At 65.0% G+C, this 14,761-nt stretch carries 4 protein-coding genes and 1 pseudogene; all 5 read right to left on the minus strand.

Annotated elements, in window-relative coordinates:
* Window positions 1-3: 3 nt before the first annotated feature.
* On the minus strand, window positions 4-8,634 hold the full coding sequence (locus tag MB84_RS29760) for an autotransporter-associated beta strand repeat-containing protein (protein ID WP_169834978.1): 8,631 nt from the start codon (window positions 8,632-8,634) through the stop codon (window positions 4-6).
* 539 nt (window positions 8,635-9,173) lie between these two features.
* Window positions 9,174-10,307 carry a 2-aminoethylphosphonate--pyruvate transaminase gene (locus MB84_RS02950; protein ID WP_046290693.1) on the minus strand — a complete coding sequence of 378 codons (1,134 nt, stop codon included), beginning with the start codon at window positions 10,305-10,307 and terminating at the stop codon, window positions 9,174-9,176.
* 65 nt (window positions 10,308-10,372) lie between these two features.
* Window positions 10,373-12,183 (minus strand): annotated as a pseudogene (locus MB84_RS02955) (putative 2-aminoethylphosphonate ABC transporter permease subunit).
* A gap of 5 nt (window positions 12,184-12,188) precedes the next feature.
* Complete coding sequence (locus MB84_RS02960) at window positions 12,189-13,271, minus strand: putative 2-aminoethylphosphonate ABC transporter ATP-binding protein (protein WP_046293342.1); 1,083 nt, start codon at window positions 13,269-13,271, stop codon at window positions 12,189-12,191.
* Between the two features lie 88 nt (window positions 13,272-13,359).
* Window positions 13,360-14,400, minus strand: a complete 1,041-nt coding sequence (locus MB84_RS02965) for a putative 2-aminoethylphosphonate ABC transporter substrate-binding protein (protein WP_046290694.1) — start codon at window positions 14,398-14,400, stop codon at window positions 13,360-13,362.
* Between the last annotated feature and the right edge of the window lie 361 nt (window positions 14,401-14,761).

A 14,761-nucleotide genomic window follows, 5' to 3' on the forward strand; every position in this document is an offset into this window, starting at 1 on the left:
ACATCAGAAGCGCCAGTTGACGTTGCCGTACACCGCGTTGTCGCTGACCTTGCCGCCAAACTGACCTGAATAGCTCACGCCGAGCGTGACGGTATCGCCCACGAAAGCGTCGATACCCGCGCTGACGACCGCTGCATCGCGGGCAATCGGCACGCCCCCCACGGTGAATGCTGTAGACGTCCCCGAGAACGCCAGTTGCATGTCCGGGGTGTTCGCGCCGTAGGCATGACGCCACCCGGCCGACCATCGTAAGCGTCCCGATGCCGCAAGCCCGGTCCCCATGGCGAAGGGGGTCTCACCGCGCAGGCCTGCGGTGGAGAACGTGACGCCGTGCGACTGTTCGTCGGCATGGAGCCCGGCAATGCTGCCGGATTCATCGAAGGCATCGGTGCGCACGCGTGCGTAAGCCACGTTTGCGAAGGGCTCGACGCTGACGCGCCCGGCGTCGAGACGCCACGCCGCCTCGCCGAACACCTGCCATACGGCGGCGTCGTATGTCGCCCGCGCGGTCTGTGAGATGGGTCCGATGGCGATGGCGCGTTGTGCGCCGATCTGCTGCCAGCCGTATGCGCCACCGACCGTGGCGCCCAGACGTCCGAAGCGCCGATTCACGTAAGCGCCGATCTGCGCGTCGTTGCTGTTGCCCGACGCGCTGGCACCCGTGTTGAACGTGCTGTGCCCCAGTCCGCCGAACATACCGGCGCGCCATGCGTCGGCGAAGGGCGCGTCCACCCCGGCAAACACCCCCGTGCCACGGCGATGCAGCGTCGCCGCACCTGAGCCGCCATCGCCAACGGTACGGTTACGCATTTGTCCGTCGTTCCCATAGACGGATGCCCATGCCTGTGTCGCACGCGCTTGCGAACGGCAATCGCCACCCTGATCCGGTGAGGTTTTGCGGTTGCCTGTGCGTGCATCCCCCGATGTCTCTGAATCACACCTCAGTGCAAGCGAGAGACTGTCGCGCAGTCGCTGTGAGACCGCGTCGCGCGCAATCTGCGACTGGTTGAGCAGCATCGATGCCACTGAAGCATGCAAACTCCCGTCGAGGCTTTCGAATGCAGCGGGCGCGGTGGCGGCCGTCAGGCCAAGTGAGGCCTGATACAGCGCACTGCCTGTGCCCAGCGAAGCGACCGCACCGGCCACCGCGCGCTGATTCGGTGTGACCGCACCGGCGGACAGGGGCGTACCGTTCGGCGCGAACGTCAGCAACACGGAGGTCGGCGTGTAGCTGACCTGTGGCGTGAGGTAGAGGAGGTTGGTGGACGTCGATGCGAATTGCCCGGAGACGCCGCCCGTCGCCGACACGATCACGGCCCCGGACGCATCGGACGGTTGCGTGCCCGGTGCCGCATTGACGACAAGGTTGCTGCCGCCGATCGTGGCGCTGCCGGTGGCGTTGACCTGACTCGGCGCGGTACCGGGGGCTGCGTTGACCTGCAACGTCGACCCCGGCGCAAGCGTCAGGTTGCCGCCGACGCTGAGTGTCGACCCCGGCGCACTGACAACGATCTGACTTCCGCTCGCGCCTGTCAGGGGACCGGTCTGTGCGCCTGCACCCGAGCCACCGGCGCTGGCCGGTGCGGGTGTCGTCAGCGTGGCGCCTGTCTGGACGGTGACCGGTGAGTTGGGCAGTCCACCGATACCCAGCGTGCCACCGGCGACGGTCGTCGGTCCCGACAACGGATTTTGGGCACCCAGCGTGAGCGTGCCGCCGCCGGTCTTCGTGAGACCGCCGGTGCCCGAAACGCTGCCGGGGAAATTGCCCGACGCCACAGACACCGAACCGCCATTAATCGTGAGTCCGCCCTGTGTCGTGCCGTTCAACGACGGCAGTGTGACGTTGACCCCTTGCGTGGTCACGCGGCCCTGTGCGACGGTCAGCCCGCCGGTGCCCAACCCACCGGGCGACGTGACGGTGACGCCGCCGCCATTCACCGTCGTGCCGCCCGTGAAGGTGTTGTTCCCGCCAAGCGTCACCGTGCCGCTCCCTTGCTTCGTGATGCCGCCAGTGCCGGTGATGCTGCCGTCGAAAGCGTTGCTCGCGGCGCCCCCCAGCGTGAGCGATTGCCCGCCGAGCGAGACGGTGGTGTTGGCGGCACCGTCGAGCCCCCGGACGGTGACCGGCGCCGTTGCGCCGGAGAGATCGAGTGCGGTGCCGCTCGCAAGCGTGACGTCGTTCGCGCCGCCGAGCGTGCCACCCGCGCCCAGCGCCAGCGTGCCACCCGCGACATCGATGCCACCGGTGAACGTACTCTGTCCCGTCAACGTCTGCGTGCCTGCACCGGCTTTGACGATGCCGCCGGTGCCCGCGATGGACGCGCCCAGCGTCTGGTTGCTCGCATCTCCAAACGTCAACGTATTGCCGCCGACATTCACCGTGCCACCGGTGCCTGAGAGCGTCGCGAGTGTTCGATTACCGGCCGCTGCGATATCGAATGTGGCATTGGCGCCCGTGATCGCAACGTTCGCCCCGTTGGCGAGTTGACCGGTCGCGCCGAGCGCGAGCGTGCCGTCCGCAACGGTGGTCGTGCCGGTGAACTGTTGCTGACCGAGGAGCGTTTGCGTGCCGCTGCCTTGCTTGACGATGCCGCCCGTGCCGCTGATGGTGCCGCTCACCGTGTGGCTCGACGCATCGCCGAACGTCAGCGTATTGCTCCCGAGCGTGACGTTGGTACCTGCCTGTGCAGTCAGCGCACCGATCGCACGATCGCCATTTGCGCCGGAAATGTCGAGTGTTGCGCCCGCGTTCTGTAGCGCGACTGCGCCGTTGGAGGAAAGCGTTCCCGCATCGCCGAGTGCCAGTGTCCCTGCCTGCACGACCGTGCCGCCGGTAAAGGTGTTCGAACCGGTCATCGTCTCGACGCCGGTCCCCACTTTTACCAGACTACCGGTGCCCATCACGCCGCCGCTGTACGTCTCGTTCAGCCCGCTCGCGCCGACCTCCAGCGTGTTGCCGCCCATGTTGACGTTGCCGCCACCGGTGAGCGCACCGAACGTTTGCGTGCCGTTGCCCGCCGACAGATCGAAGGTCGCGCCGGTCTGCACATCGACGACACCCGCTGCATTCAGACTCGCGCCCGCGCCGAGTGCCAGCGTCCCGGCGTTGACGTTGGTTGCCCCGGCGTATGTGTTCTGACCGTTGAGCGTGAGTGTGGCCGCACCGTGCTTCGTGATGCCACCTGCGCCGCTGATCGCACCGTTAAGCGTGAGGTCGTTCGTGCCGACGACGGTGAGATTGCCACCGAGCGCGATCTGGTTGCCGAGCGTGCTGGCTTGCGTGGCGTCGAGCGATGTCCCATCGGCGAAGTTCACTGTGCCGGTGCCCAACGCCGTGTTGCTGCCCACTGAAATGCCGCCTGCCTGAACGTCGACGCCGCCCGTGAAATCGCTATTGCCCGAAAGCGTTTGAACGTTGCTGCCGAGCTTCACGAGACTGCCGCCTGCGCCGTGAACGTCAGACGCGAGTGCGCTGCCTGCGGCGTCGGCAAGCGTCAGCGTCGTGCCGCCGAGATTGAGGGTGCTGCCAGCGACACCGCTAACCGTCGCAGCGGTCTGATTGGGGCCAGCGGAGAGGTCGAGGACGGCCGTCGCGCCGTTGAGATTGGCGTTCTTGCCGCCTAGCTGCGTGCCGTTGCCAAGCGCCAGCGTGCCCGCGTCGATACGGACGTCGCTCGTCAACGCGACGCCGCCGTTCAGCGTTTGTGTGCCACTGCCTTGTTTGATGAGACCGCCCGTGCCATTGAGCGCACCGCTGAAAATGGCGTTGTTGGTGCTGCCCAGCGTGAGCGTCCGTGTGCCGAAGTCGGCTGTGCTGCCAGCGATGCCGCTCAGCGCGCCGATGACGGGCGTCGTGGCGGCGCTCACATCGAATGTCGCGCCGGACGCGACCGTCACGTCGTTCGCATTCGTCAGCGTGCCATTGGCATCCAGCGCGAGCGTGCCGTTATTCACGTTGACGTTCCCCGTGAACGTATTCTGCGCGCCGAGCGTGAGTCTGCCGCTGCCGTCCATGATCAGCGCGCCGGTCCCGGAGATGGCGCTCGCGAGCGTGTCGTTATCGCTGTTGCCGAGCGTCAACGAACTACCACCGCCCAGAACGACGCGGCCGCCGGTGCCGTACAGATGTCCCAGCGATTGATTCCCCGCCGCGCTGAGGTCGAACACAGCGCCGGTCCCGGTCAGCGCCACGGACGCGCCCGGCGCGAGGCTGGCCCCGGCCCCGAGCGCGAGGGTGCCGTTGGAAATTGTGGTGGCGCCGGTGTACTGTTGCGCGCCGAGCAATGTCGTCGCGCCGGTGCCTTGCTTAATGAGATCGCCCGCACCGCTAATGACCGCCGCGACCGTATGCGTCGTCGCGTCACCGAACGTGAGCGTGTTGGTCCCCAATCGAATCTGCGTACCGGCATCGGCAGAGAGTCCACCGATGGTTCGCGCTCCCGTAGCGCCCGAGATATCGAACACCGATCCTGCGTTGGAGAGGGTGACGGCACCATTCGTAGCGAGCGTGCCTGCGCCGCCGAGTGCCAGCGTGCCCGCCCGAATGACGGTGCCGCCTGTGTAGCTGTTTTGTCCGGTGAGTGTTTCGGTGCCCGTGCCGATCTTGATGACCGATCCCGTGCCGGTGAGTCCACCGCTGAACGTATCGTTGCCCGCGCTGCCAACTTCGGTGACCAGTGCACCGATGTTCACGGTGCCCCCACCGTCGATTGCACCGATGACTTGCGTTCCGTTACCGGCGGAAAGATCGAGCGTTGCACCGCTGGCGATGCTCACGATGCCGGTGGCATTGAGCGACGCACCGGCCCCGAGCGCCAGCGTGCCCGCATTGATGATTGTCGCGCCCGCATACGTATTGCTGCCGCCCAGCGTGAGCGTTGCGTTGCCCCACTTGGTGATGCCACCGCTTCCCGACAGCGCGCCATTGAGGGTGAGGTCGTGACTGCCGAGGACAGTCAGCGTGCCAAGCAGTGTGGCGCTATTGCCGAGGGTGACAGCTTGCGTGCTGTCGAGCGTCACGTTGTCGCCGAATGTCGCTGCCCCCGTACCCATCGCAAGGTCGTTGCCGACGACCAGTCCGCCAGACGCGACCCGCACGCCGCCGGAGAAATCGCTGGCACCCGCGAGGGTCTGGACGCTGCGACCCGCGATGACAAGTGAGCCGGTCCCGTGAACCGCACCGCTGTATGTTGCGTCGCTTGAGTTGTTCAACGTCAGCGTCTGCCCACCTAGCGAGATGGCACTGCCAGTCACGCCGTCAAGAGTGCCGATGGTCGATGCCGCACCGCCACTGATATCGAACACGCTGTTAGCGCCGCTGAGCCATAGCGCGTTACCCCCTTGAAGCGCTGCGCCGCCGCCCAGTGCCAGCGTTCCATCGGCGATGGCGATGGCACCCACATACATTTGCGTTGCGGTGATTGTCTGTTTGCCCGCGCCCTGTTTGACGAGTCCGCCCGTGCCGGTGATCGTGGCGGCGAGTGTCTGATCGGTGGCGTCACCGAAGGTCAGCATGGTGGGGCCAAGCGCGAGTGTTCCGCCGGTGCCCGATAACGCGCCGATGGTTAGCGGCGCGGCCGCGCCGCTAAGGTCGAACGTCGCCGTCGGGCCGCCCAGCACGACAGCGCCTTGCGACGCCAGCGAGCCGCCACTGCCGAGCGCGAGCACCCCGTCGTTGATGGTGGTGCCTCCGGTCCAGCTCCCCGCGCCTGCGAGCGTGAGCGTCGCAGCCCCCGCCTTCTGAAGTGCGCCATTCCCCGTCACAGCCCCCGTCAGTGTCAGATCCGCGCTGCCCAGCACCGCAGACGTGCCGCCGAGTGTGATGTTGTTGGCGAGCGTCAGCGCTTGCGTCGTGTCGAGCGTGGTCTGATCGGCGAGCGCGAGCGTACCGGTGCCGAGCGCATTCGCGTTGCCCAGTTGCAGTCCGCCAGCGTTGACCGTCACGCCGCCGGAGAAGTCGCTCGCACCGCCAAGCGTCTGCACGCCGCGGCCTTGCTTGATCAGCCCCCCGGTGCCGTGAATGCTGCCGTTAAACGTCTCCCCCGTGTTGTCGCCGAAGGTCAGCGTGTTCGCACCCAACTGCACCTGCGCTGTGCCGCCGCTGAGTGAGCCGATGGTCTGCGGACCGGCGGCGCTGATGTCCAGCGATGTCGAGCTATCGCCGAGCGTCACGGCGTTTTGCGCCGACAATCCGCCACCAGCACCGATGACGAGCGAGCCGCCGCCCACGACAACGCTGCCCGTCAACGTTTGTTGGGCGGTAATGGTTTGCGTGCCTGTCCCGAACTTGACGATGCCGCCACCGGTGCCGGTCAGCGTGCCTGCGAAGGTCTGGTTGGTGTTGTCGCCGAAGGAGAGCGTGTTGCCGCCCAGATCGATCGTGCTGCCGACCGCACCCGATAGTGCGCTGATCGTCTGGTTGCCACCGGCGCTGATATCGAGCGCCGCACCGCCCGCGATGCTGACCGGATTCGCCGACAGCGTGCCCGTGCCGCCAAGGGCGAGCGTGCCCTGATCGATAGTGATCTGACCGGTGAAGGTGTTCTGTCCGGTGAGCGTTTGCGTGCCGCCGCCTTGTTTGACGAGACGCCCGCCACTGCCCGTGAACGCACCGGCGAACGTCTGGTTGCTCGCATCGCCGAAGGTCAGCACGTTGTTGCCGAGTACGACCGACGTGTTGGCGATGCCCGACAACGCGCCAATCGTTTGCGCTGACGCCTGACTGATGTCGAACGTGGTGCCGCCGCCGAGCAGAGACACCGCACCGGTGCCGGCCAGTGAGCCGCCAGCCCCCAGCGTAATGCCGCCCGCGTTGATTCGGGTGCCGCCGGTAAAGGTGTTCGCGCCGCTCAGTGTCTGTGTGTTGGCATTCGTCTTCACGATGCCGCCCGTGCCGCCGATGGTGCCCGCAAACCCGCTGTCAACGCTGCTGCCGAGCGTCAGATTGTTGGCGCCAAGTGCGATCTGCGTGTTGCCCACACCGGACAAGGCCGAAACGGTTCTGTCGCCGTTCGCCGCCGACATATCGAAGACTGCGCTTGCCCCGGAAAGCGCAAGCGGGGTGCCCCCGATCTGCAAGCTGCCCGCGCCCGACAACGCCAGCGTTCCCGCCGCGACATCGACGCCCCCGCTGAACGTATTGGCCCCTGTGAGCGTGACGGTCTGCGCGCCCTGTTTGGTCAGACTGCCGCTACCGCCGATCAGACCTGACAGCGTGAGCGCCGCGCTGCCGCCGAGCGTCAACGTACTGCCGCCACCGATGGCAATCGTGTTGGCGAGCGACACCGGTGCGTTGGCGTCGAGTACCCCGGTGGTGCCCGATACCTGAACCGTGCCGCTGCCAAACGCCGTGCTGCTGCCCGCGATGAGCGTACCGCTGGTGAGAAATGTCCCTCCGGAATAGGTGTTGATGCCTGAGACCGACAGGCTTCCCGTGCCTCCCAGCGACACGCTGCCGATACCGCTGACGACACCCCCCAACGTCAGCGGGTGGGTCCCCGAAACAGAGAGGCCGTTGGTGCCTAATGTCGTCGGAAGCGCAATCGTTAGCCCTGCACTGGCCGCTTGCATGGCCCCGCCGTTGACCGTGAGCGAGCCGGTGCCGAAACTGCCCGCGTTATCGAAAACGGCGAGACCACCGTTGAGCGTGGTCGACGTAACGGCCAGCGGACCGGTGAGCGTCCATGTACCGCCATTCACGGTGGCGCTTGTGAAGTTCACGTAGCTCGCACCGTTCAGCGTGCCGGTGCCCGTCGTGGTCGCGTTGTTAGCGGAATTGCGAAGGACCAGCGCATTGGTGCCGCCTGCGCCACCGTCGATCACGCCCGCAGGCGCGAAGCCGAGATTGAAGCCGACGACGGGAAGGGCGCCGACACCGGTACTGCCTCCGTCGTTAAACGTAGCGCCGGTAACGGCGGTGAACGTGTTGTTGCTGTTCGTGCCGAGCGACACGCTGCCGCTCAGCGTGCCTTCATTGCTGAACGTATTGCCTGCACCCGTCGTGGCGTTGGGTTGAAAGGCTACGCGTCCGAGAATGGTCCCCGTATTGGAGAAGTTGACGCCCGCACCACCGTAGGCCACCGCCACCGGTGCGCTGCCGCTCCCCGTGAGCGTGACCCCGAGAATGGGGGTGGCGCCCAACGTGCCGCTGTTGTTGATGGTCGTGGTGCCACCGGAGGCGTTCTGCACGGCGAGTGCCAGACCCGTTAGCCCCGGCAGGCTGACACCCAACACACCCACCGTGCCCCGCATGATCGCGTTGTTCGTGACCGTCTGCGTGCTGCCACCGGCATTGCCATTGCCGATGACGGTGCCCGATGCGAGCAGCCCGATGCCGCCGAGCAGCGAAGGGTCGATGGTGCCGCCGTTCACGAGCGTGATGTTGTTCCCCGTGAGCGACAGGGCGGTGCCACCCACGCCGAGCAGCACGCCGACACCGGCGCTGCTGTTGACTGTGACCTGCAAGTTGTTGCCCGCATTCGAGTAGGACGGTGCGAGCGGATTCGCAGCACCGCTGCACGTCACGATGTTGCCCGCTGCCGTGCAAGTCGCCCAGGCTGTCGCGGGTGCCAATGCGCCGAGCACGACGATGCAGGCAAGGCATACGCGCGTGAACGACATCGCGGTAACTGCCACTCGAAGCGTCGGGAACCGTCTTGCACGACGCACACGCGACCCCGTCGCGCCCGCATTTTGACGCGCCGTTTCCGGCACGGGGACGACATCGACGCGGCAATGCCGCCAGACCAATCGATAGAGGTGCTTGTTCATCGTGCTCCGGTTCCCAATGGCATGGAGTGCAGAAAGGGCGATGCGCGATGGCAACGCGCCCCTGGCGGCGGCATTCGGGGGGAGGCGACGACAGCAGCAGTGCAGTGACGGAGCTGCGGGACGACGCGCTAATGCGCGATAAATGTGCGAGCCATTCTAAAAAGCGCGATGGGAAAGTGCCCGGGACGTAGCGCTGACGAGGCCCGCCGAGTGACATCGCGGGACACGGAATTTGGCAGGGGAATCAAGGCCGTGCGCGGCCTTGTGTAGGACGAGGCGACGCCGTTGCAGCGCCGCAAGAAAAGCAGAGTTTCGGACGATTCCCTAGATCAACAACGGCGAGCGACCACTCGGGCCGCTCGCCGTTTTACGACGGAAGAGGACGAACAACGACGCGTCGCTACCTACGCAGCACGCGTAAGCGGCGCGACCTGACGAATGCCCAGCGACGCCAGCGACTGCGAGATCGCCGTGACGACGTTACGCATCTCGTTGTCGTCGATGGCGCCGATGCAGCCAACGCGGAACGTCTCGATCTCTGTGAGCTTGCCGGGGTAGAGGATGTAACCGCGCTCGCGCACGGCCGCGTAGAACGCCTTGAAGTCGTACTTGCTGTCGGTCGGCGCGTGGAATGTCACGATCACTGGCGCTTGCACCTCCGCTTCGAGGAAGGGACGAAAGCCCAGCGACGCCATGCCGTCCACCAACGCACGGCAGTTCTTCCGGTAGCGCCCGCCGCGCACCGGTTGTCCACCCTCGGCGAGGAACTGATCGACGGCGGCGCGCAGCGCGGCGACCACGTGCGTCGGCGGGGTGAAGCGCCATTGCGTGGTCTTCTGCATGTAGGTGTACTGGTCGTGCAAGTCCATCGCCAGCGAGTGACTGTTACCGCCGCTCGCTTCGAGCACCGTCTTCTTGGCAATGACGAAGCCCATGCCCGGCACGCCTTCGAGACACTTGCCGCTTGCGGCGATCAACGCGTCGAACGGCATCGAACGCACATCGATCTCCACCGCGCCGAACGAACTCATGGCGTCGACGATCAGCCCCTTGCCGTGCTTCTGGCAGACCCGTGCGATATCGGCCAGCGGGTTCAGCACGCCTGCGCCGGTTTCGAGATGGACCTGCGCGACGTGCGTGATCGACGGATCGCGCGAGAGCGCTTCGTCGATGACCGCCGCGCTGGCCGCCTGATCTTCGGGGATGGGCAGCGCGACGGCGTCGCGACCGAGATAGCGGCAGATCTTCAGAATGCGCTGGCAGTACGCGCCGTTATCCGGCACGAGTATGCGGGCGTTGCGCGGCGTGAGTGTACCGATGGCTGCTTCCACCGAGAATGTCCCGGAGCCTTGCAGCGGGACGCAGACGTAATCGTCGCCGCCGTGCACGATGTCCACCAGATCGCGGCACAGCGACGCGGTGATGCGGTTGACCTGGGCGTCCCACGACCCCCAGTCGCGCAGCATCGCCTGTCGGGTAGCCGGCGACGTGGTGAGCGGGCCGGGGGTGAGCAGAATCGGTTCCTGACCGAGAATCATGACCGCCTCCTATTAAGCGGGGAAACTACCGAATGAGTCAGCAAAACGAGTGACGAAAACCAACTTCAATGTCCGTTGCGTGCGCCCGGCACCTTGCCGGAAGGTCGACGCCATGCCTGCGTGTAGCGCTCCACCACGATCTGTACGCCGTGATAGAGCAGGCACACCAGCATCGACGTGAGCACCACGAGCGTGGCCATCGCGGCGGCCGGTCCGATGGACCCGGTCTCATCCATGTTGACGATGGCGACCGAGGCGAGCGACGTATCTGCGGAGTAAAGGAAGACGACAGCGGAGACTGTCGTCATGGCATTGACGAAGAGATAGCGGCTGATGTCGATGATCGACGGCAGGCAGATCGGCGCAGACACACGCCAGAAGGTGCGGTAGAAGGGCACCTTGAGCGACGCCGACACGTACTCGAACTCGGGGTCGATCTGCTTGAGCGCCGTGACCGCCGTGAGGTGACTCGACGAGTAGTAATGCACGACGTTGACGATCACCAGAATGGCGAGCGTGCCGTACAGGTTGTGCAGCGGGTTTGCCTCGGAGACGAAGAAGAAGATGTAACCCAGACCCAGCACCAGCCCCGGCACGCCCATCGGCAGCACCGCCATCATGCGGATGAAGCCGCGCACCCACGCCATGCCGCGCGTCTTCTCGAGCAGGTAGGCAATGACGAAGATCGCCGCCGTTCCCCACACGGCGCACCAGAACGCCATCTGCAAGCTGTTGACGTACGAATCCACCGCGCCGCTTTCGATCAGCCCGAAACGGTAGTGCCGAGCGACAGGCTGAAGTTGTACGGCCAGAACTTCACGAACGACGCGTACACCGCCATGCCCAGAATCGCGAGCATGATCGCGGCCATCCCCCAGCACATCGTGGCCATGAGCCAGTCGAATCCGCGTGACGGCTTCGGCACATAGGGCACGGCGCGCGCCGAGAGCAGCGCCTGCTGCTTGCGCTGCACGATCGAGTCCACCAGATAGGTAATGCCGACGGGCACGAGCAGCACCAGGCCGACGACCGCGCCCTTGGAGAAGTCCTGCTGTCCGATCACCAGCTTGTAGATATCGGTGGCCAGCACATTGAAATCGCCGCCGATGACCTTGGGAATGCCGAAGTCCGAAATCGCGTAGGTGAAGACGATCATCGCCGCGCTGATCACGCCGTACTTCGCGCCGGGCAGCGTAATGGTGAGAAAGCGTCGCAGCGCAGGCGTGCCGAGTGCATCGGCGGCTTCGTAGAGCCGTGCATCGGTGAGCGAGAGCGCCGTAATCAGAATCATCAGCGCATGCGGGAACGTGGCGTTCACGAGCGACATGACGATGCCCAGCGGGCCGTAGATGTCCACGTCGCCCATGAACGGACGCAACAGCCCCTGATTGCCGAACCAGAAGATGAACGAGATGGCGGGCAGCAGCGTCGGGCCGAGAATCGGGATCAGCGCAATGTTGCGCAGCAGGGTCTTGTGACGGATGCAACTGCGCGTGAGCGCGTACGCGAAGACGAAGGCGAGCGGCACCGTAATGCAGGTCGTCACCATCGAGATCCAGACGCTGTTCCAGATCGAACCGAAGAGCGCAGGGGAGTGGAAGTACTCGCGAAAGTGTCGCAACCCGACGAAGTGGCCGTCGTTGTCCTGCACGCTCTTGACGAGAATCGCCGCCATGGGCGCGAGCAGAAACAGCACACCGGCCCCGGCAGCGACAAGCAGCAATGCCTGTGCGAGACGATCCGTCCAGTGCGAGGCGAGCCTTATCGGGCGAACTGCGGACGGCGGTGGCCGATCCGCCGTCGTGGGCGATGCCGACGCGCTGTGACCTTGCGAGTTGGTCGTCAGTGTCGAGCCTGCTGAACTTAAGGAACTCATCGTGGCTACCCCTGACGGAAGACGCGCACGGCGGCGCTCGGCACCGAGAAGCGCAACGCGCCGCCCGTCGCCGGTTGCAGAGCCTGCATGTCCGCAGGCGAGAGGTCGGCGTAGAGTGCGTGGTCACAAGCGTGCATGCGCAGCGTCACGCGCGAGAAGGCGCCGAGAAACTCGATCTTCTCGACGTTGCCGTCGAACACGTTGGCGGTGTCGTCGAGGTCGTCCAGATCGCGCACGCGCACGTCCTCCGGCCGGAAGAAGACGCGAATGTCCTCGCCCGAGCGGCAGCCGTTGAGCGTGCCGCACGTCAGCTCGTACTGACCGACGTGAACGCGTCCTGCGTCGCCCAGACGCGCGGGCAGGATGTTCGTCTTGCCCACGAAGTCCGCGACGAACGGCGTGGCCGGATGCTGATAGATCTCGCCGGGCGTGCCGACCTGCTCGATGACGCCGTTGTTCATCACGACAATGCGGTCGGCCATCGACAGCGCTTCTTCCTGATCGTGCGTGACGAGAATGGTGGTGATGCCCAACCGTTGTTGCAGCGCGCGGATCTCGCTGCGCAGGCGCACGCGCACGCGGGCGTCCAGCGCCGAGAGCGGTTCGTCGAGCAGCAACAGGCCGGGTGAGGTTGCGAGTGCGCGCGCAATGGCAATGCGTTGCTGCTGGCCGCCGGAGAGCTGACCGGGAAACTTGCCGCCCGCGTCGGGCAACCCGACCATCGCCAGCAGTTCGGCCACGCGCGCGTCGCGCTCGGCGCGCGGCACACGCCGGTTCGTCAGTCCGTACGCCACGTTTTGCGCGACGCTCAGATTCGGAAAGAGTGCATACGACTGGAAGACGATGCCGTAATCGCGCCGCATCGGCGGCAGCGACGAGATGTCCCGTCCGTTTTGCGATAGCGTGCCCTGCGTCTGCGCCTCGAGCCCGGCGATGATGCGCAGCAGCGTGGTCTTGCCGCAGCCCGACGGACCGAGGAAGCAGAGCATTTCGCCGCGTCGCACGGTGAGATGAATGTCATGCAGCACCACGGTGCTGTCGAAGCGCTTGTGGATGCCTGCTAGATGGAGATACGTGTCGTCGCTCATTCGGGAGACCTCCTGCATGGTTTTGCCGGTGTACGTGTGCGCGCGTGCGGCGCACTTGATGCGGGCCGCACGCTGCGTCATCACGTCGTCACTTCTTCTCCGACTTCGCGCCGTAACGTTTCTGCCACTCGGCAAGCACCGACTCGCGGCTCTTCGCGATGTCCGTGAAATCGTTCTTCACGAGCATGTCCTGGTAGTTGGCCGGGATGGTGTCGAACTTCTTCGCGACACCCGGGTAAGCCACGATGGCCCAGTCCTTCGCGTACATCTCGTTGGCTTCCTTGCTCGCGAGCCAGTCCATGTAGCGCTTGGCGGCGTCGAGCTTCTTGGTCGTCTTCACGATGCCCGCCGCTTCGATGTCGTAGCCCAGCCCTTCCTTGGGGAATACGAGATCGATCGGCGCGCCCGCCGCCTTGGTGCGATGCGCATTGAATTCGAACGAAATGCCGATGGGGTACTCGCCCGCGCCGGCGTCACGACACGGCTTCGAGCCCGAGTGCGTGTATTTCACGATGTTCTTGTCGAGCGCGTCCATGTACTTCCAGCCGCCGTCCTTGCCAAACATCTGCAACCAGGCCGTGACGTCGAGAAAGCCCGTGCCGGACGTGGCCGGGTTGGGCATCACGATCATCCCCTTGTAGACGGGTTTGGCGAGGTCCTCCCACGACGTGGGCTTGGGCAGATTGCGCTTGGCCGCTTCCACCGTGTTGAAGCACACGGTCGCGCCCCACACGTCGAGACCGACCCATGAGGGCGGATTCGCCTTGTCGCTGTAGGCGCGCGTGAGCTGATCGAAACCCTTCGGGGCGTACGGCGTGAGCAAGCCCTCCTGCTTGATGAGTTCCAGGCTCGACGCGGCAAGCCCCGCGATCACATCCGCCTGCGGGTTGGCCTTTTCCGCGAGCACCTTGGCGGTGACTACGCCGGTGGAGTCGCGCACGTACTTGATCTCAATGTCCGGATTCGCCTTCTGAAACGCTTCGGCGTATGGACGCATGACCTCGACTTCCCACGCGGTATAGACGGTCAGCGTGGTCTTTGCGAGCGCGTGACCGGCCTGTGCAGCGCAGACGAGTCCCGCAGCGAGGACGGCGGCAGCACGCATGGCACGGCGCAAGGATGAATTCATGGATGGCTCCTGTGGGTCGCGATCAGGGTCGCGTGGTAAGTACACTCGACAGCCTTCTGTGAGGCGATTTGTTGCATATTATTGGCAAATTATGTCGTTTTCTTGAAACCCGTGGCTTTTGTCATCTGTTCGTCAAATACCTCCAATAGTATGGAAATCGTTGATCCAGATAGGGTTTTGTCGTTGCCGCAACCGACTCATCCCGACGGTTTTGCAAAATCTGTCTGCAACGTCGGATGTGTTTTGTTGACAATCTACAAATTGCTGTGCTTGAATGTCAACAACAAAAATAATCACGTGATGCCACAAATTGCCAAACGCCGACGGCGTATCGGTTTGTGGTCCGGCGCTGGGGCGCCGA

It is taken from the genome of Pandoraea oxalativorans, from assembly GCF_000972785.3.
GTDB lineage: Bacteria > Pseudomonadota > Gammaproteobacteria > Burkholderiales > Burkholderiaceae > Pandoraea > Pandoraea oxalativorans.

Bases quoted from the DNA above. Each gene is read 5' to 3' on its own strand.
- MB84_RS02950 (WP_046290693.1), bottom strand. From the start codon at position 10,307: ATGATTCTCGGTCAGGAACCGATTCTGCTCACCCCCGGCCCGCTCACC.
- MB84_RS02960 (WP_046293342.1), bottom strand. From the start codon at position 13,271: ATGAGCGACGACACGTATCTCCATCTAGCAGGCATCCACAAGCGCTTC.
- MB84_RS02965 (WP_046290694.1), bottom strand. From the start codon at position 14,400: ATGAATTCATCCTTGCGCCGTGCCATGCGTGCTGCCGCCGTCCTCGCT.